The organism is Nostoc sphaeroides, from assembly GCF_003443655.1.
Classification (GTDB): domain Bacteria; phylum Cyanobacteriota; class Cyanobacteriia; order Cyanobacteriales; family Nostocaceae; genus Nostoc; species Nostoc sphaeroides.
Genome location: NZ_CP031941.1, coordinates 1,117,072 through 1,134,510 on the forward strand (window position 1 = coordinate 1,117,072; position 17,439 = coordinate 1,134,510).

The window sequence follows — 17,439 nt, forward strand, 5'->3', positions numbered from 1 at the left end:
ATGAATCAACTAAATAGGGAAGTCTTTCAAGTAGATATACAGGGAGTATTTACCTTTGCTATTCAAGGTGATGCTTCAATCTTGAATGAGTATATTATCGAGCGTATAGAGCAGAAATTAAAACAACACCAACCTGAACGTTCAAAACAACGCTTTGAAATCAGAATCCATTTGGAAAATAATGATCAAACTATGTTAGATGCATTTCTCAAACAATGCAATTCCAACAATTTTATTGATTTACTGAATGCACAAATCAATTCTGATATTGTACTATTGATTTGGAATTATGATATTCCAGTTAATCATATAAAATCATCAGCTACATCATTTTTTGAATATATCAATTCTATCTATCCAACGTTAATAGATACTCATCGTTTTATTATTATTATTTTGGCTAATGTTGACATCAGTTCTCAAAGTGAAATAAATCATCATATATTAGGTGAAATAAATGGATTGACTGTCTTAGATACTCCAAATAAATATGAGCTTTTAGAACTAATTCCTTGGGCACACCAACTTTTCCAAGAGCAAAACATGGAAGACGCTCAGATTCAGCAATACCTTAATCGCCTCAAGAATCAGAAAGGATACTTTAGGCCAACTTATCAAGAAATAAACGCAATTATCCGCGAACTAGAAGGAGGCACTAAGCGCTATGGATAATTCAAGAATTTACAAAGGTGAGGGTAACCGCCACGACAGTCCATTTGCAGATGCATGGGCGCAGCTAGAACCTTATATTACCTCTAAATCTTTAATAGATGCAGTCAATACTGCCATTTATCTGCGTCGTCCTTTATTGCTCGAAGGCGAACCTGGTTGCGGTAAAACTCGTTTAGCTTATGCAGTTGCTTATGAATTAGGTTATCCACTTCATACATGCTATATCCGTTCTTCCAGTCGAGCGCAGGATTTACTATATGATTATGATGCCTTAAGGCGATTGTATGATATTCAAGAAGGAAAAGTAGCAAATAATACAACTGGACAAGTTAAAGCACTATCAAAGGAGAAGTATGTCACGTTAGGAGAATTCGGAAACGCGATCAAACAGTCCCAAGAAGATATCCCCTCAGTTGTACTAATTGATGAAATTGATAAAGCCGATATTGATTTTCCCAATGATTTGTTACTAGAACTAGACCGGTTGCAATTCCAAGTTAAAGAAGCGCCGGACATGAAATATGATGCTTTAAAGGGCAAGACACGTAAGGAACGGCGAGACTGTTTACCACTGATTATCATCACTAGTAACCGAGAGAAAGAATTGCCACAAGCTTTTCTCCGGCGTTGTTTATTCTACTATCTTGAATTTCCTAGTAAAGAAACACTCAAACAAATTATCCAGAGGCATTTTGATAACGAGACTACACCTATATTTGAATTAGCGCTGACAAAATTTTTGACTTTGCGGAATGAGTTAAAAAGTTGGCGAAAAATACCAGGAACCAGTGAATTTTTGGATTGGCTAGAAATTTTAAAGAAAGCCCAGTCGGATAACCAACTAAATGCAGAAGACTTTAAAAATACCGATGTAGTGAATTTACCTTATCTAGAGACGCTGGTGAAAACTCAAAGCGATCGCAACGCCCTTAATAGTAGGAGAAGGGAGAATGGATAAACTAGATTCCTTACTGCTTGAGTTTTTTGAACGTTTAGGCGAGCAGGGCGTACCGTTGGGAGAATCAGATTATCTCACAGCGATCGAGGCAATTGAAAGCACAGTAGGGCTAGAAAATCCTGACAGTTTCAAAGGGCTATTTCGCTGCCTCTGGCCAAAGTCCCGAGAAGATCAAAAACTAAATTCCTTACTGCTTGATGTTTTTGAACGGTTACGCAAGCAGGGTGTACCGTTGGGAGTATCAGATTATCTCACAGCGATCGAGGCAATTGAAAGCAGAGTAGGGTTAGAAAATTCTGACAGCTTCAAAGGGCTATTTCGCTTGATCTGGGCAAAGTCCCGGGAAGATCAAAAACTATTCGATCTAGCTTTTGCAGAATTAGTCGAACCCGAACTGCAAACTCTTACTAAACCTGATAACTCAACTATTCTTGATCGCGCTATTCCACCTAGGAAAGGGTCTGCTAAAAATTTGCGAGCGCGTTTTATTTCTCAACTCCAAACCCAAAAATATAGGGAGCATCCAGTTGATGATTTGCCTAAAACTGAACCACTTTTGGAACCACAACAGCAGTGGGAGCAACTACCTGCAAAAGATGTAAAGTTATTTGTACCGACAACCGAGCCAACAGAAAAACCTCATTCCTACCAGTTAACAACCCGATTGCCTATAAGTCGGCGAGAGATGGTAGGAGTCTGGCGACATCTACGCCGTCCTCAACGAGTAGGTGCCCTTGAAGAGTTAGATGTCGAAGCTACAATAAGGAACCTCTGTAGTTCTGGCTGGTTGCTACAACCCGTGTTGAGGCCTCGTCGTCGCAATCAAGCTCAATTAGTGGTATTAGTGGATCAGCAAGGTTCAATGGCTCCCTTTGCTTCTTTAATTGAAGCGACAATTGAAAGTATCTTACGAGGTGGTTTACTTGGCAAGACGAATCTTTACTATTTTCATGATTGCCCAGAAAAACTACTTTATCAACGCCCTAACTTGACACATGCCCTACTTTTAGAAACAATATTAAATGAGAAAGCTAAAGGTAATAGTATATTGATTATCGGTGATGCAGGTGCAGCCCGTGGCTATTACGATCTCCAGCGAGTAAAAGAAACCAAATTATTTCTCCAAACCCTTAGTACCTACACTTACCTTTACGCTTGGCTTAATCCCATGCCGAAATCTCGTTGGGTAGCAACAACAGCAGAAGATATTGCCTGCATGATACCAATGTTTCCTTTAGACCGAGAAGGTTTGAGTGATGCGGTAAACATTTTACGAGGGCATCCATTCCCTCCGGGAGTTGGTATCGATGAGCAAAACCCTTAAAGAGATTATTAAAGCTCCCAGTGTGGTTAGAGAACAATGGCTGCCTTCTAATCTAGCAGTACGGCAAGTATTGACATTTGAACGAAGCTTTGGTTCCAAGCATTTGATGCTTGCTTGTCATGCTGCCTTGCCATTGGTTTTAACACAAGAACTCTTGAATTTAATCCATATCAACATTCTGGATAAAGAACAAATTCCTTGGTTTGCTGAAGTTGATTTTCTGCTCTCACCTTTGTGTCGCCCGATTGATGATGGTGTCTATGAAGTCGAACCATCAATCAGAGAAGTATTGATTTTAGAATTAGAAAATAACTTTGGTTTACAACGTCCATTTTTATTAGCAAAATTTTTACAATTCTACTTAGCTGAAAAATCTGATTCAAAGAAAAGTTCAAAAGCAGCTGATACTCAAGACTTCATTGCACAAGCCTATAGTAATGCAGATGAAACAATTATCAAACTGACTGACTTACTACAGTCAAGTCTATCTCAAAAGAATGAAGATAAAATTTTGAGCCTTTCGCAGAAAATACAAGTTGCTAAAATGCTAGAAATTTTAAAAAATGCACTTCAGCATACAAAAGATTGGGATAAATATCAATATTTGATTAATAACTCCCGAGTTGTAGCAAAAATGCTTTATGGAGATGAACAAGCTTTAACACAAAAAATTAGGCAAGAACAATTAGAAGGCAAGATAGACAAGAATACATTACAGTTACTCTCACATAATCTTCTGAACACATTAGGAATTGACCAAGAAGAAGATGAAGTTGAAATAGATACTTTAAAGATTTTATTCAAAAAGATTGAAAGTAGATTTTTAGCAGAGCCTAAAGAATGGGATTTAGATAAATTATATGAAGATTTATTATCAGCTAAACAAAGGTTAAGTCCTGGCAAAGAAAAGGAATTGACAGAATATGAAAAACAATGCTTACATGTGATGCTTTACCTTAGTAATAATGAACATAATGAGTTGGGACGCTTATCAGAAAAAGAAATTGAACAAATAGAAGAAGAATTAAATAACCCTAATCTCAGCCTATATCCATATATTAAAGAAATTACAAAAAGATGGCGATAAACACATTAAACAATTGGAGAGAAGCAACTGAGCTACTCAAGAAAGCTGGTTATCAAAAAGAAAAAGGAGGCCATTTTAGTACCTTACGGACTAAGATTACTGATGCTGATATACTCATAAATTCTCTCCGAGATTTGGGTATTTCTGTCAAGACTTATGCAGACGTTCGTGGCTCCAATGGTCAAAGGGTTCGTTCTGACGTTGTTGCTTTTCTTGAAGGGGAATATGACATAGGCTGGTCACGCAATGCTGATGGCAGTTATGATGCTATTGCCGATTTATGGGGTATTGCCAAGAAGCATAATCAAACTGAGCTATTTAATAGCATAAACCAAAAGTATGCCATTAATCAAAGTTTGGCAGATCGCAAAAATATAAAACGTAAATGTAGTTGCGGCTCGGCTCAATTTGTTCAATCTGGATATCATAACTATAAGAAAACTTATAAGTGTCAAAATTGCGGCAAGGAATTTTTTTCAGATTAATTTTTGCTTAAAACTAAATTAGTATTCAAAAGTATAAGCACAACTTCCCAAAATTGGTGGTATGACATCAGATTAAAAACCAAAAGCCAAAAATCCACCATCGACTCCAATACATTGTCCAGTGATGAAAGATGCCGCAGGCATACAAAGAAATGCCACTAAACCCGCTACTTCTTCTGGTTCACCAACCCTTCCCATAGGTGTTTGGGATAGAACTAATTTGAGAAAATCTTGATTATCGAGTACAGACTCGGTTAGAGGTGTGCGAATTGCCCAAGGTGCTACGGTATTTACCCTAATACGATCGCAAGCCCATTCAACTGATAGCGATCGCGTCAGTTGATTTATAGCTGCTTTAGTCATACCATAAGGAGCGCCTGTACGATTCGAGACTAAACCTGCCACAGAACTTATATTCACAATGCTGCTGTTTTCCCCATTTTGAAGTAGAGGGTAAAACAGACGGCACATCTCAAAAATTGATGTCTGGTTTGTCTGGATGATGAACTCATATTCACCAGCCGTGTAGTCTACTACTTTTTTGCTAATATTGGTTCCCACATTATTAACCAGGATGTCTAATTTATCCCAGGTTTTGCCAACCTGGTCAAAAATGGCTTGTCGCCCATCAGGGGTTGCAACATCTGCCGTAATACCATAAGCAGGCAATCCTGCTTGTTCCCAGATAAGTAGTTGTTGGTTAACATCCTGAGAATTTCGTGCCACAATTGTGACTTCTGCACCTAGAGATAAAAACTCATTGGCAACAGCTAGTCCAATGCCTTTGGTAGCACCTGTAATCAGTGCTTTCCTTCCTGTCAGTGTCCAGCGTAGACGTAGCCCGTCGTAGGCATCGCTCATTTGTAATTCTGTGGATTTTTTATTTTCAAGGTATCAGTTTAACAAGTGGTAGGGGTTTAACGAACTTTGGGGGTTTAAGTCCCCAGTAAGACAGGCAGCGCGTTTTGTGTCGGGGTATAAATCCCCGTCACAAAACGTAATTGCGAATTGCGAATTGCGAATTGGTTTAAGTCCCCTGCTTCTATCAAGCAGCGCGTGAAAGTGTCGGGGTCTAAATCCCCGTCACAAAACGTAATTGCGAATGGGCGAAAAAGCGAACTTGTACTGAGCGTCTTGCCCTGAGCGAAGCCGAAGGGAGCCGAAGTATTGCGAATTGTTTTAAGAGTTTATCTTGCAAGTACCCAATGCGATCGCTTTTTATAGTAATGTAGGCGATCGCAATCTCTAAACCATTCACCGCATCTGATTCCAATTGAATCGCTGACCAAATCTACTGAAAAACTCATGTTTTTTTCAAATTCTCTGGAAAATCAACTCCAGCGCTGGAACGAAACTATTCGCAATCAGCCGAAAAACCCTAATGCTTACATTCGTCGAGGCATGGTTAACTTTCAACTAGCCAAAATTAATGAATCTATTGAAGATTTTGACATGGCAGAGCAATTGGATGCAAGTATTAAACCTTACCTCTGGCAACGGGGATTATCGTATTATTATGCAGAAAGATTTGCTGAAGGCGCTGAACAATTTGAAATAGATTTGACCGTAAATGCTCAAGATATAGAAGAAACAGTATGGCGATATCTCTGCATAGCTCGTTCGTTAGGTGTTGAAGAGGCGCGTCATTCTTTATTAACTGTCAAAAATGACCCTCGGCGCATCATGCAGCGCGTATATGATTTGTATTCGGGAAATTGTACTCCAGATGAAGTTTTAACTGTTGGTCAATCAGAAGGGATAAAGGGAAATTTTTACAGTCATCTTTACTTGGGATTATATTACGAAGTCGAGAATAATCTTGATTTGGCTCAGGAATATATAGTTAAGGCTGTTGATAATTACAAAATTGATGATTATATGTGGTATCTGGCACAGGTACACAAAAAGTTACGAGGATGAACTAAGGTTTTTCTTAGATAAACTACCAGCTGTTTGCAAATAATGTCTTCTCAGTTCGGACGTTATTTACAGGTTGCTAGAGCTATTAATTGACTCTGGCAACCCCCAAATTTTAATTTTTATATCAATGCTATAACTAGCGATCGCTACTCATGGCAATATAATCAATTGGCACTATATGCCCCTCCAATGTGCATAATTTTACGTTCATTGCAAAATCTCAAACAACTATTTCGTAATTGTCTGTACAGGAGATTCAAATACCATCTGAACTCATAAGGCAGGGAGCAAGGGAACTCCAAAAAATAAATTATTCCACATTCAAGTCGTTGACTGTTGACTGTTGACTGAAAACTCGTGAACCGTCAACGGTCAACAGTGAACAATAGCAATGGAATATTTTTTTACTTGGAAGTCCCCAATACCCGAAGGTCTATAGAGAATGCGATCGCTGATCAATTCCCATATACACATTGTAGCCTGCGATCGCAAAATAATATTGGATGATGTTGTTCAGGATTGTAGCAATCTGCTGTAATATCCCAGGATTTTATGACGTGGGTGTTTATGCGATCGCCTCAGCAAGCCCAGCCCATTGTATTAGACTTCTTGCAGAAAAGTTTTGTGGTGTGATTAAAAGCTTTATAAAAAATCCATATCAGAATCATGCAGAGAATTTTTGTTACCTCGTTGGGATGTCTGATAAAGATAGAAAGCAAATTTTTAAAATACACCATCCTACCATAAAAACTTTACAATAGACCTATTTAATAATTTTTATGTCTTTGCAGATGTAAAAATAAACAGGAATTCTATATCAATTCAAATATTTACGTAATTTCCACATGGTGAGATACCTAAAATAAAGATTAAAAATAAAGCATCAAAAAAGACTGGAAAAAACACATAAGAAAAATATTTTGATTAAGTTAACGAAACTTTGTTTGAGATATGAAAACTAAGTTTTCGTTTCCGATTGCTCATAATATCTTTTTTTGACGTGTTTTGAATTATTTATTAAATGTTAAAGTTTTATGCTAAAAGTTTCGGAATAATTATTGCTTATGTCCAATTATATGAAGTCTATACTGTAATTTATAGTATATGCAAATGACTATTAACCTTGCTGTTGGCAAAAAAGCCAAGAAGTTATATCAGACCGACAACATCCTCTGTATATTACTGTTATTAGGGGATATTGTGGGTTTATTGTTGAGTTTGTCTCTCTCTTTATGGTTACGATTGGAACAAAATCTGAATAGTTTTGACCCTTTAATTTATTTATTTGTTTTCCTAGTTCTCGCAGGGCTATATTTAGGAGATACCTACCATCCAGATACCCAAATAGCAGGGTTACGCGCTCCATCCCGCGTTTTGATTAGTAATGTTGTTGTTGCTAGCGTTATTGCAGCTCTCATTTACTTTAGTGGTGTCTGGGGGAAAGATATAGTCTTGAAACGAGGAATTTTGCTCCCCAGCTTAGGCATATTTACCATCTGGGCTATGGTATCAAGATTATGGGCAGCAAAGTGGGTGCGATCGCAAGCTCAACACAGCCGTTGGCTGATTTTGGGTGCAGATAAAAAAGCCATTCTATTTGGCAAGACTTTTCTCAAACACAGTTCATTAGGGCGCTTGGTTGTTCTAGCAACACCAGAGGCAAACACCAGTGAGTTAGGAGAAAGTAATCGAGTTTATGTGGGGAGCCTCAATGACTTACCCCAATGGAGTCAACAATCTTGGTCAGGGGTAGTAGTAACAACCCCAACGGAATTATCTGGTGCAGAGATACAGCAGTTGATGCAGTTACGTTTATCTGGTGTCTCCATCTACGGGATTCCCGATATTTGTGAAACCTTGTGGCAAAAACTTCCCTCATTTCTGCTTCAGGATAACTGGCTGGCTTTTGGTGCTGGTTTTAATTTAACGGCTGACAGCATTAATCAAAAGCTCAAGCGGTTATTAGACATTATTTTGGCATGGTTATTATTTCAGTTTTTATTTCCACTGATATTGCTAGTAGTACTGGCAATTAAGTTAGATAGTCCAGGCCCAGTCTTCTACACACAGATGCGGACTGGTTTGGAAGGAAAGCCTTTTAAAGTTTATAAATTTCGTTCCATGTATCAGGATGCCGAAAAACGGGGAGTGCAGTGGGCGAAGGAACGAGATCCTCGGATTACCAGAGTAGGACGCTGGTTACGCCTGACTAGAATCGATGAATTACCACAGATTTTAAACGTTCTCTGGGGGGAAATGAGCCTGATTGGCCCCCGTCCAGAACGGCCAGAATTTGATATCAAGCTGCAACAAGAAATTCCTTACTATGAATTACGTTATGTCGTCAAACCCGGAATCACAGGCTGGGCGCAGGTAATGTATCCCTACGGCGCATCAGTAGAGGATGCTTACGAGAAATTAGCTTACGACCTCTACTACATCAAAAATTATTCACTAGCTTTGGATTTAGCGATCGTCTTCAAAACCATTCGAGTAGTATTACTGGGCAAAGGCAGATGAATAAAAAAGTTTTAGTTACTGGTGGAGCAGGATACATTGGCTCCCATGTAGTTTGTAAGTTGGGCGAAGCCGGTTACGACGTTGTGGTGTATGACAATTGCTCTACAGGTTCACCGCAAGCAGTATTGCATGGTGAGTTAATTATTGGTGATTTAAAAGATTCAGAACTTCTTTCCCAGGTATTCCGTCAGCATCAATTTACGGCTGTGTTACACTTCGCCGCGAGTCTGAATGTACCCGAATCTGTTGCTCATCCCTTAGACTACTACGCTAACAATACTCGCAACACCCTGAATTTACTCCGTTGTTGCAGCAATATGGGTGTAAACCAAATTATCTTTTCTAGTACAGCAGCTGTCTATGGGCAACCAGAAACTAGTCCTGTCACTGAATCTACACCAACTGAACCGATTAACCCCTATGGGCGATCAAAACTTTCTTGTGAATGGCTGATTCGTGACTATGCAAAAGCTTCTGATTTACGTTACGTAATTTTACGATACTTTAATGTTGCTGGAGCAGAACCTGGTGGGCGATTGGGGCAGATGGCAAAAGAAGCATCTCATTTAATTAGAGTTACGTGTGATGCTGCACTCAAACGCAAACTAGGAGTAAAAATTTTTGGTACAGATTTTCCGACACCAGATGGAACGGCAATTAGAGACTACATTCATGTTGAAGATTTAGCAGCAGCACATTTAGATGCTTTGGCCTATTTAGAGCAAGGTAACGAAAGCCAAATTCTCAACTGTGGTTATGGACAAGGATACAGTGTCCGTGAAGTTATCGAACGGGTTAAGGTTATTTCTGGGGTAGATTTTCCGGTTATTGAAACAGAACGTCGTCCGGGTGATCCTGCTTGTGTGATAGCTGGTGCTGATAAAATCCGTAAATTACTTGGTTGGCAACCAAAATATAATGACTTAGATCAAATTGTGTATACTACCCTAGCCTGGGAAAAGCACCAGCAAGATTTGATGGTGACATCCTCCACATACGGATTCGGAGTACCGAACGTAGTATGGGCTTCCTAAGATTGCTTTTAAATCAATACCGAATGGCACTAAGAAAAGCCCAAAAGTTTGTGTTGCCTCGTTCCCAATCTTGCCTCGTTGCCTCGTTCCCAGTCTTAGTATGGGCTTCCTAAGATTGCTTTTAAATCAATACCGAATGGTACTAAGAAAAGCCCAAAAGTTTGTGTTGCCTCGTTCCCAATCTTGCCTCGTTGCCTCGTTCCCAGTCTTAGTATGGGCTTCCTAAGATTGCTTTTAAATCAATACCGAATGGTACTAAGAAAAGCCCAAAAGTTTGTGTTGCCTCGTTCCCAATCTTGCCTCGTTGCCTCGTTCCCAGTCTTAAGACTGGGAATGTATTCCGAGAGGCTCTGCCTCTCGTCAAAAAAGAGGAGGGCTGTATCTTAACTTAGTGCCATTCCAAACATTATCAAGTACTTATATGAGAAATTACATTAATATTTAAGTACAACGATGAGGAGAAAACCGTAATAATACGTAGGTTTATCTGGTGAAAAAGCTTGATAATCTTTATAGATTATTCAGACCCAGTTGTAATCAACAAGGAGCAGTTTCAAAGAATATTAGATTAGTTGATATATCTGACTTTTCACTCTTAGAGGTTGAATGAACAAGTATTTCGCTGTGACTTTAGGCACTTTAGATCCCCCCTAACCCCCCTTAAAAAGGGGGAAGAATCAAAGTCCCGCAATTTATCGGGGGATTTAGGGGGATCTAAAATTTTTGATACTGGCAAGAGAACTTTTCAAACATCCTCTTAGAAAGGAAAACCTCACTTCTATTTCTCTCTTCCTTTAAGGAGAGAGACTTTGAATTTCCCCCTTCCCGCGACGAGTTGGGGGTTAGGTTTTTGGTGGACTTTTCCACATAACCTGAATTGTCAGTTTTACTTCCCCGCTATATATCAGTAGAAATGAGCGAATTAAATGTTTAACAGTTTTTATATCTAGGGTATTAGGTGAATTATGCCTTCCCATCAAGACGAGCAAGACCTGATTAATTTTCAACAGTATTGGCTGACTCTAAAAAGACGTTGGTTACTGATAATAACCATTATGGGGTCGGTCTTTGGAGTCACAGGGTTGGTTACTTTTTATCAAGAACCAATTTATGAAGCCGAGTCCAAACTCCTTTTTAATAACCAAAGTAGTGCTTCCCTTACAGATGTAAGTCAGCAGCTGGGACAACTCAGCGGGCTGACAACTAACTCAAACCTTTTGGAAACCGAAGCCGAAATTATTCGCTCTCACCCCCTGACTCAAAAAATTATTGATGAGTTGCACATCAAGGATAATCTGGGACAACCATTAGAATTACGTGATTTTCTGCGTAACTTGAAAATCAAAAATATCAGAGGGACGAATATTTTACAACTTTATTATCGTAGTGCTAATCCTCAAGAAGCCACAGCTATTCTCAATAGATTGATGAGTGCTTATCTGGAAAATAATATTCGGATTAACCGTTCTGAAGCCACAGCAACACGGGAATTTTTAAACAAGCAATTACCTCTAGTCCAGGCAAAACTCGCAGAGTCACAAGCAGCACTGCGTCGGTTTAAAGAAAAGCACGAGGTTGTTTCTCTAGAAGCAGAAGCTATAGAAGGAGTCAAAAGGCTGAATGAATTATCCAGCCAGATGACCCAACTACACGCGCAGTTGGTTGATTTTAGGAGTCGTTCTGGTGCTTTGCAAAATCAATTGGCATTGAGCACACAGCAAGCTATGGCATTGACCAGCTTAAGTCAATCCATAGCAGTACAACAAGTGCTATTGGAATATCATAAGGTTCAAGACCTGTTAGCTGTGGAGAGGTCACGATTGACTGATGAACACCCAGTGATTACTAGTTTGTTAAATAAAGAACAAGCTCTTAGAAAGCAGCTAGAAGCAAGAGTGAGTCAAACTCTGAGTAGTTCACAGCCTATCCCAGAGCAAGATTTACAAATAGGAGAACTCAAGCAGACTCTAACTGCTAATTTGGTGCAACTGGAAGTACAACGGTTGGGATTGGAGAATCAAGTTGGTGTGTTGAGGAAGGATTTTGTACTTTATCAAGCACGGATTAGAAGCTTACCGAAACTGGAACAACTACAACTACAACTACAACTAGAGCTAGAGATTGCTCAAACAACCTACGGACAAATGATGAAACGATTGCAAGAAACTCAAATACTGGAAAACCAGAACGTGGGTAATGCCAGGATTCTTTCCGAAGCTTTACTTCCGAAAAAACCAGTTTCTCCTATTATCCTCTTGAATTTGGCACTGGGGGGATTTTTAGGATTTTTCTTAGGTATTGGAGCAGCTTTATTGCTAGAAGCAGAAGACAAGTCTGTGAAGACAGCAGAAGAAGCGCAACAGTTATTGGACTATCCTTTGTTGGGTACAATTCCACTTTTTGATCAAAAAACTAGACTGGCTCGTGGTGAGAGTATAACCGAATTACCGGTACTCAATAACCCTTATTCATCAGTCAATGCTGCCTTTGAAATGCTCCAGATTAAGCTGGGGTTCACTTTTTATGATAAGGAACTGAAGGTAGTTGTGGTTAGCAGTTCTGTGATGAATGAGGGTAAATCTTTTATCGCAGCTAATTTGGCGGTAGCAACTGCCCAAATGGGACGGCGAGTGCTATTGATTGATGCAGATATGCGCCGCCCCCATCAACATGAAATGTGGCAACAACCTAACTTGATGGGGTTAAGTAATGTTTTAGTGGGGCAGGCTACCTTAGCAGAAGCTGCCAAGGAAGTGATGATAAACCTAGAATTGCTCACTTCTGGCACTATACCGCCTAACCCTGCTGCACTACTAGACTCACAATCGATGAAAAGGTTACTCCAACAAGCTGCTCAAGATTATGACTGCATAATTATTGACACTTTGCCTTTAAGTATTATGCCTGATGCCTCGATAGTAGGCAAAATGGCAGATGGAATGTTGTTAGTTGCACGTCCTGGTATAGTTACTTCTGCTGCGGCTAAGACTACAAAAGGATTGTTAGAACATTCTCGTGTGCCAGTGTTAGGACTGGTGGTGAATTGTGTGGCTACGGATAATAATGACTACGGTTACTATTACTTCGATAAAAATACTGGAGAGAGTAAGTCTGGCAAGAAGGATAGGATTAAGTCTAACTTAAGTAAGATTACTGGGTTAAAACTGCTGTAGCTGGTTAATATCTTAGAAAAGCCCGTATTATCTCTGAGGTGTTAAAGATTTAGGTTGTGTAAAGTTATAGGCGAAACATAAAGCAATACGGTTCAGTTAAGAGAATATAGCAATCATATTTTATTTTTGAAAAAATCTAAGTATATCTAAGGTGTATTTCAAAAATAAAATATGATATGGGATTTATTCTGATACTGATTAATTGGGCCTTGTGATAAAAAATTGCTTTTTTATTTCGTTAAGTTACTTTTAATCAGCATTAATAAGACTAAATATCTAACTAAAAACAACATCAATTTATCCAAACTGCATTTCATCATTATTTGGTGATATACATCTACCATCATCGGCTGATTTGCTAGTAACTGTCTATAGTATTCCGTTGTTGATTTAAGATGAGTTGGGGTGATTGATTGGTAATGATAATAAAGTAGTGACACAAAAAATAAATGTCTCTTAAAAAATCTGCCGTATCTGGTATTAAATGGTCTTTAGTTTCACAATTAGGAAGACAGATAATGCAGTTACTAACAACCGTTGTTCTAGCTAGGTTACTCTCACCTAATGATTTTGGTTTAGTTAGTATGGCAACCATTACTACTGGATTTATGACTTTATTCAGTGACTTAGGCACATCAGCAGCTATTATCCAACGCAAACAAGTTTCTGATTCCCTTGTAAGTACATTATTTTGGGTTAATGGAATCTTGGGAATATTAGCAAGCTTTATCCTTATAGTTTGCGCTCCTTTAGTGACTTACTTTTATCAAGAGCCTAAAGTCACAGAAATTTTAAGAGTTCTGGCATTAACGTTTATAATTTCTGGTTTTAGTATTGCTCATAAAGCAATTTTAGAAAAAAATTTAGACTTTAACACTTTAGCTAAAATAGAAATTGCATCTGTTTTTTTAGGAGCTATATTAGGTATTATTTCCGCATTTACTGGCTTTGGTGTATGGAGTTTAGTAATACAAACACTAACGGTTGCCGCTATTACATCAATACTTCTATGGAGTAAAAGTCAATGGAAACCTCAGTTTATTTTTTGCTTCGGCGATTTAAAAGAAATTAGTAGCTTTACTTTAAATCTAACTGGCTTTAGTATTTTTAATTATTTTGTCCGAAACAGTGACTATATTTTGATTGGTCGATTTTTAAGTTCCCAAGATTTAGGCTATTATACTTTAGCATATCGTATTATGCTTTACCCTATCCAAGGTATTTCTGCCGTTGTTGGTAGGGTTATGTTTCCTGTTTTGTCTACAATTCAAGATGATAATGCTAAATTTAGGAGCATTTATTTAAAAGCGATTACAAAAATTAGCTTAATTACTTTTCCTTTAATGACTGGAGTATTTGTATTATCTGAACCCTTAATACTTGCATTTTTTGGTTCGCAATGGCGACCAGTCATTATACTTATAATGATATTATCTCCTCTAGGGCTTATACAATCTGTAGCGATGACTGTAGGTTATATCTATAATATTAAAGATCGTACAGACTTGTTGTTTTATTGGGGCATAGCTACAGGATTTCCAGCTATTATTGCTTTTGGAATCGGTTTACACTGGGGGATTATTGGAGTTGCTACAGCCTATAATATCTATTATTTGTGTTTGGTAACTTATCCCTGTTTTGCTATTCCTTTTCGCCTCATTGAACTACCTATGGGCGATTTAGGTTTAGTGCTTTGGCGACCGTGGGTTACTAGTTTAATAATGTTGATAGTTCTTTCAGCACTAAAATTTATATTGCCTATCTCTCTAGCGAGTATTTGGATATTAGTAATTTTAGTTCCACTAGGAATTCTTAGCTACTTATTGGCAAGTTGGTGGATTAATCGGCAAGAATTACTAGAATTTATAAATTTTATAACCCCTTGTAGCAAAGAACAATTAATTGATTAATTTCTTTACTGGGTTAAGTGAAACGAAAAATTAAGGTTTTAGCCATGTATTTAGATGCCTCACTATGCTAACTAACTATAAAAGCATAAATACCCTTTGAAAACATACTCTTACATTAATATCAAAAAAATGATTAATAAGTTGATAATGAAGCTGAAACTTACGTTAATAGAAAAGGTGATTAATAATAAAGAAAGAGATTTTTTGTCCCCAAAAATCGGGATTGGCAATATAGATAATTTTGGACATAGAAAAAGTATTTTTAAAGCTTTAGAAAAAACTATACCTGATTTTTCAGGAACTCTTTTAGATGTAGGTGCTGGTTATATGCCTTACAAATCTCTCTTATTAGAACCACCAAGTCTAGTTGAGAAATATATTGGTTTAGATTTCCAGGATAACCTGTATACTAAACCTGATCTAATTTGGGATGGAAAACGCATTCCTCTAGCAGATTCTTGTATGGATTGTGCTATCGCAACTGAAGTATTTGAACATTGCCCAGAACCAGAAATAGTAATTAAAGAAATTCTAAGAGTCTTGAAACCTGGAGGTATTTTATTTTTTACAGTTCCTTTTTTATGGCCACTCCACACTGTTCCCTATGACGAATATCGTTACACACCATTTTCGTTAGAACGCCATCTTAGGAACGCTGGATTTGACAACATTCAACTGCAAGCTTTAGGTGGATGGGATGCATCTCTAGCCCAAATGATAGGATTGTGGGGACGAAGAAGATTCGGATATTCAATCAATCATAAGGCACTTGGATTATTGATTTCATTAATAATTTCAGTAATAGTTTTACCGATTGTATGGATACTTTATAGATTTGATAAACCACCAGAGGAATTCCGCGAATCTTCAATGATAACTGGGATATCTGGTACGGTTAGAAAACCATCTGCAATAACTGTGTAATTTCTGCTTTTCTGCTCTAGAGGTATAGATCAAATGCTACATAAATTAAACAGAATAAAAACAAAATTATCATTCATTAGCCAATATACTACAAGTAGTTTTAAAGATAAAGATGAATGTCCAATGTGTGGGTATATTGGCGCATTATTTGACGTGAATCCTCCAACAGATTACAGAGTTGCAGAAATAAAATATTACATTGGATTATAGGAAACGCTAGAATATTCTATCTAATTAGGTTCCTTTATTTTGGTTTTTAAATTATGTCTCTTGCTGTTATTGCACCACAGATTGGCGCTCTGTCTGAAACATTTATCCGACGACATATGGAAGATTTGCTTCCAGGAAACACTGTTGTTGTAACATCTAGTAATAGACTTCCTTATAGTGGGCACTGGGACGTTGACTGCCCCAAATTAATTTTCAATCGCTTCAGTTTGATTGAAAGAGGATTTGGAAAAATTTCCAAGACGTTCTTCCCTGGATATCATACATTTTACTCCCCAGTAAAGCAGTTTTTGTGCAAGCAAAATGTCAATGTCATTCTTGGAGAATACTTAAATTATCCTATTTACTGGCTTCCTTTGGCTCAAAAGTTAGGAATTCCTTTTTTTGCTCATGCTCACGGAATGGATGTTTCGATTCTTCTGCGTCAAAAGAAATGGCAAATTGAATATTTGCGTTATAACCAAGCGGATGCAATTATCACAGTCAATCAAGTCCAGCGCCAGAGATTAATTGAGCTAGGTTTAAAGACTGAAAAAATTCATCTTATCCCTTATGGTGTCAAAGTTCCCTTTCAACCATTTGTTAGGAATAATCAACAAGAAATCATTCGCTGCATAGCAGTTGGACGAATGGTAGCGAAAAAAGCTCCTCTCTTGATGCTAGATGCTTTTCGTCAAGCAACAGAGGTTTATCCTGATTTACACCTTGATTATGTAGGAACTGGTCCTTTATTTAAATCTGTACAAAAATTTATTCAGGACTGGAATTTAGAGCAAAAAGTGACATTACATGGAGGCCAACCCAATCAAGTAATCCTACAACTAATGAAAGAGGCAGATATCTTCGTACAACATAGCATTATCGATCCTGAATCAGGAGATGAAGAAGGTCTACCTGTAGCCATTTTAGAAGCAATGGCATACAGTTTGCCCGTTGTATCGACTTATCATGCAGGAATTCCCGAAGCTGTCAAACATGGCGAGACAGGATTATTAGTCGAAGAGGGTAACAGTAAAAAGATGGCTGAATATCTAATTACTCTAGCTCATGACGCTCACTTGCGCCTTCAAATGGGAAAAGCTGGTTGGCAAATAGCGCAACAGCATTTTTCATGGAAACTACAAGCTGAAAAACTTCGACACCTAATGGGAATTAAATAATGGGAATACTAAGTCAAAAGCAAACAGTAGTCAAAAACAATATT

General features: G+C 38.0%; 13 protein-coding genes and 1 pseudogene. 13 read left to right on the plus strand and 1 reads right to left on the minus strand.

Annotated elements, in window-relative coordinates; translation table 11 throughout:
• The 5 genes and pseudogenes from D1367_RS05225 to D1367_RS32035 form a co-directional block, all read left to right on the plus strand.
• Window positions 1-672 carry a hypothetical protein gene (locus tag D1367_RS05225; protein WP_118164052.1) on the plus strand — a complete coding sequence of 224 codons (672 nt, stop codon included), beginning with the start codon at window positions 1-3 and terminating at the stop codon, window positions 670-672.
• Window positions 665-1,630: an AAA family ATPase gene (locus tag D1367_RS05230; protein ID WP_118164055.1), complete on the plus strand. Its 966-nt coding sequence runs from the start codon at window positions 665-667 to the stop codon at window positions 1,628-1,630. The genes D1367_RS05225 and D1367_RS05230 overlap by 8 nt, the downstream gene beginning before the upstream one ends.
• Entirely contained in the window at window positions 1,623-2,954 is a 1,332-nt protein-coding gene (locus D1367_RS05235) for a VWA domain-containing protein (RefSeq protein WP_118164059.1), read from the plus strand. The genes D1367_RS05230 and D1367_RS05235 overlap by 8 nt, the downstream gene beginning before the upstream one ends.
• Window positions 2,938-4,041, plus strand: coding sequence for a hypothetical protein (locus D1367_RS05240; protein WP_118164066.1), 1,104 nt, complete (start codon window positions 2,938-2,940; stop codon window positions 4,039-4,041). The genes D1367_RS05235 and D1367_RS05240 overlap by 17 nt, the downstream gene beginning before the upstream one ends.
• A gap of 95 nt (window positions 4,042-4,136) precedes the next feature.
• A pseudogene (locus D1367_RS32035) lies at window positions 4,137-4,412 on the plus strand (DUF1257 domain-containing protein); the annotation flags it as partial.
• Between the two features lie 186 nt (window positions 4,413-4,598).
• On the opposite strand, the gene D1367_RS05250 reads toward D1367_RS32035, so the two are convergent.
• Window positions 4,599-5,387 carry an SDR family oxidoreductase gene (locus tag D1367_RS05250; RefSeq protein ID WP_118164073.1) on the minus strand — a complete coding sequence of 263 codons (789 nt, stop codon included), beginning with the start codon at window positions 5,385-5,387 and terminating at the stop codon, window positions 4,599-4,601.
• 444 nt (window positions 5,388-5,831) lie between these two features.
• Between D1367_RS05250 and D1367_RS05255 the strand changes: the two genes are divergently transcribed.
• The 8 genes from D1367_RS05255 (at window position 5,832) to D1367_RS05290 (ending at window position 17,395) form a co-directional block, all read left to right on the plus strand.
• Window positions 5,832-6,446 carry a tetratricopeptide repeat protein gene (locus tag D1367_RS05255; protein WP_118164078.1) on the plus strand — a complete coding sequence of 205 codons (615 nt, stop codon included), beginning with the start codon at window positions 5,832-5,834 and terminating at the stop codon, window positions 6,444-6,446.
• Window positions 6,447-6,803: 357 nt separating this feature from the next.
• On the plus strand, window positions 6,804-6,953 hold the full coding sequence (locus D1367_RS30490) for a hypothetical protein (RefSeq protein WP_181985076.1): 150 nt from the start codon (window positions 6,804-6,806) through the stop codon (window positions 6,951-6,953).
• 603 nt (window positions 6,954-7,556) lie between these two features.
• Window positions 7,557-8,966 (plus strand): sugar transferase, encoded by a 1,410-nt coding sequence (locus D1367_RS05265; protein ID WP_118171133.1) that lies wholly within the window; start codon window positions 7,557-7,559, stop codon window positions 8,964-8,966.
• Entirely contained in the window at window positions 8,963-10,000 is a 1,038-nt protein-coding gene (galE, locus tag D1367_RS05270; protein WP_118164085.1) for a UDP-glucose 4-epimerase GalE, read from the plus strand. Before D1367_RS05265 ends, galE begins: the two co-directional genes overlap by 4 nt.
• A gap of 965 nt (window positions 10,001-10,965) precedes the next feature.
• On the plus strand, window positions 10,966-13,173 hold the full coding sequence (locus D1367_RS05275; protein ID WP_118164088.1) for a GumC family protein: 2,208 nt from the start codon (window positions 10,966-10,968) through the stop codon (window positions 13,171-13,173).
• A 449-nt stretch (window positions 13,174-13,622) separates the two neighbouring features.
• Window positions 13,623-15,083 carry an MOP flippase family protein gene (locus D1367_RS05280; RefSeq protein WP_118164091.1) on the plus strand — a complete coding sequence of 487 codons (1,461 nt, stop codon included), beginning with the start codon at window positions 13,623-13,625 and terminating at the stop codon, window positions 15,081-15,083.
• 129 nt (window positions 15,084-15,212) lie between these two features.
• Window positions 15,213-16,007: a class I SAM-dependent methyltransferase gene (locus D1367_RS05285; RefSeq protein ID WP_220451006.1), complete on the plus strand. Its 795-nt coding sequence runs from the start codon at window positions 15,213-15,215 to the stop codon at window positions 16,005-16,007.
• 263 nt (window positions 16,008-16,270) lie between these two features.
• Window positions 16,271-17,395 (plus strand): glycosyltransferase family 4 protein, encoded by a 1,125-nt coding sequence (locus D1367_RS05290; protein WP_118164096.1) that lies wholly within the window; start codon window positions 16,271-16,273, stop codon window positions 17,393-17,395.
• Window positions 17,396-17,439: the final 44 nt, after the last annotated feature.

Excerpts from the sequence above, each read along its gene's own strand:
- D1367_RS05225 (WP_118164052.1), top strand. The coding sequence starts at position 1 with ATGAATCAACTAAATAGGGAAGTCTTTCAAGTAGATATACAGGGAGTA.
- D1367_RS05230 (WP_118164055.1), top strand. The coding sequence starts at position 665 with ATGGATAATTCAAGAATTTACAAAGGTGAGGGTAACCGCCACGACAGT.
- D1367_RS05235 (WP_118164059.1), top strand. The coding sequence starts at position 1,623 with ATGGATAAACTAGATTCCTTACTGCTTGAGTTTTTTGAACGTTTAGGC.
- D1367_RS05240 (WP_118164066.1), top strand. The coding sequence starts at position 2,938 with ATGAGCAAAACCCTTAAAGAGATTATTAAAGCTCCCAGTGTGGTTAGA.
- D1367_RS05250 (WP_118164073.1), bottom strand. The coding sequence starts at position 5,387 with ATGAGCGATGCCTACGACGGGCTACGTCTACGCTGGACACTGACAGGA.
- D1367_RS05255 (WP_118164078.1), top strand. The coding sequence starts at position 5,832 with ATGTTTTTTTCAAATTCTCTGGAAAATCAACTCCAGCGCTGGAACGAA.
- D1367_RS05265 (WP_118171133.1), top strand. The coding sequence starts at position 7,557 with ATGACTATTAACCTTGCTGTTGGCAAAAAAGCCAAGAAGTTATATCAG.
- galE (WP_118164085.1), top strand. The coding sequence starts at position 8,963 with ATGAATAAAAAAGTTTTAGTTACTGGTGGAGCAGGATACATTGGCTCC.
- D1367_RS05275 (WP_118164088.1), top strand. The coding sequence starts at position 10,966 with ATGCCTTCCCATCAAGACGAGCAAGACCTGATTAATTTTCAACAGTAT.
- D1367_RS05280 (WP_118164091.1), top strand. The coding sequence starts at position 13,623 with ATGTCTCTTAAAAAATCTGCCGTATCTGGTATTAAATGGTCTTTAGTT.
- D1367_RS05285 (WP_220451006.1), top strand. The coding sequence starts at position 15,213 with ATGATTAATAAGTTGATAATGAAGCTGAAACTTACGTTAATAGAAAAG.
- D1367_RS05290 (WP_118164096.1), top strand. The coding sequence starts at position 16,271 with ATGTCTCTTGCTGTTATTGCACCACAGATTGGCGCTCTGTCTGAAACA.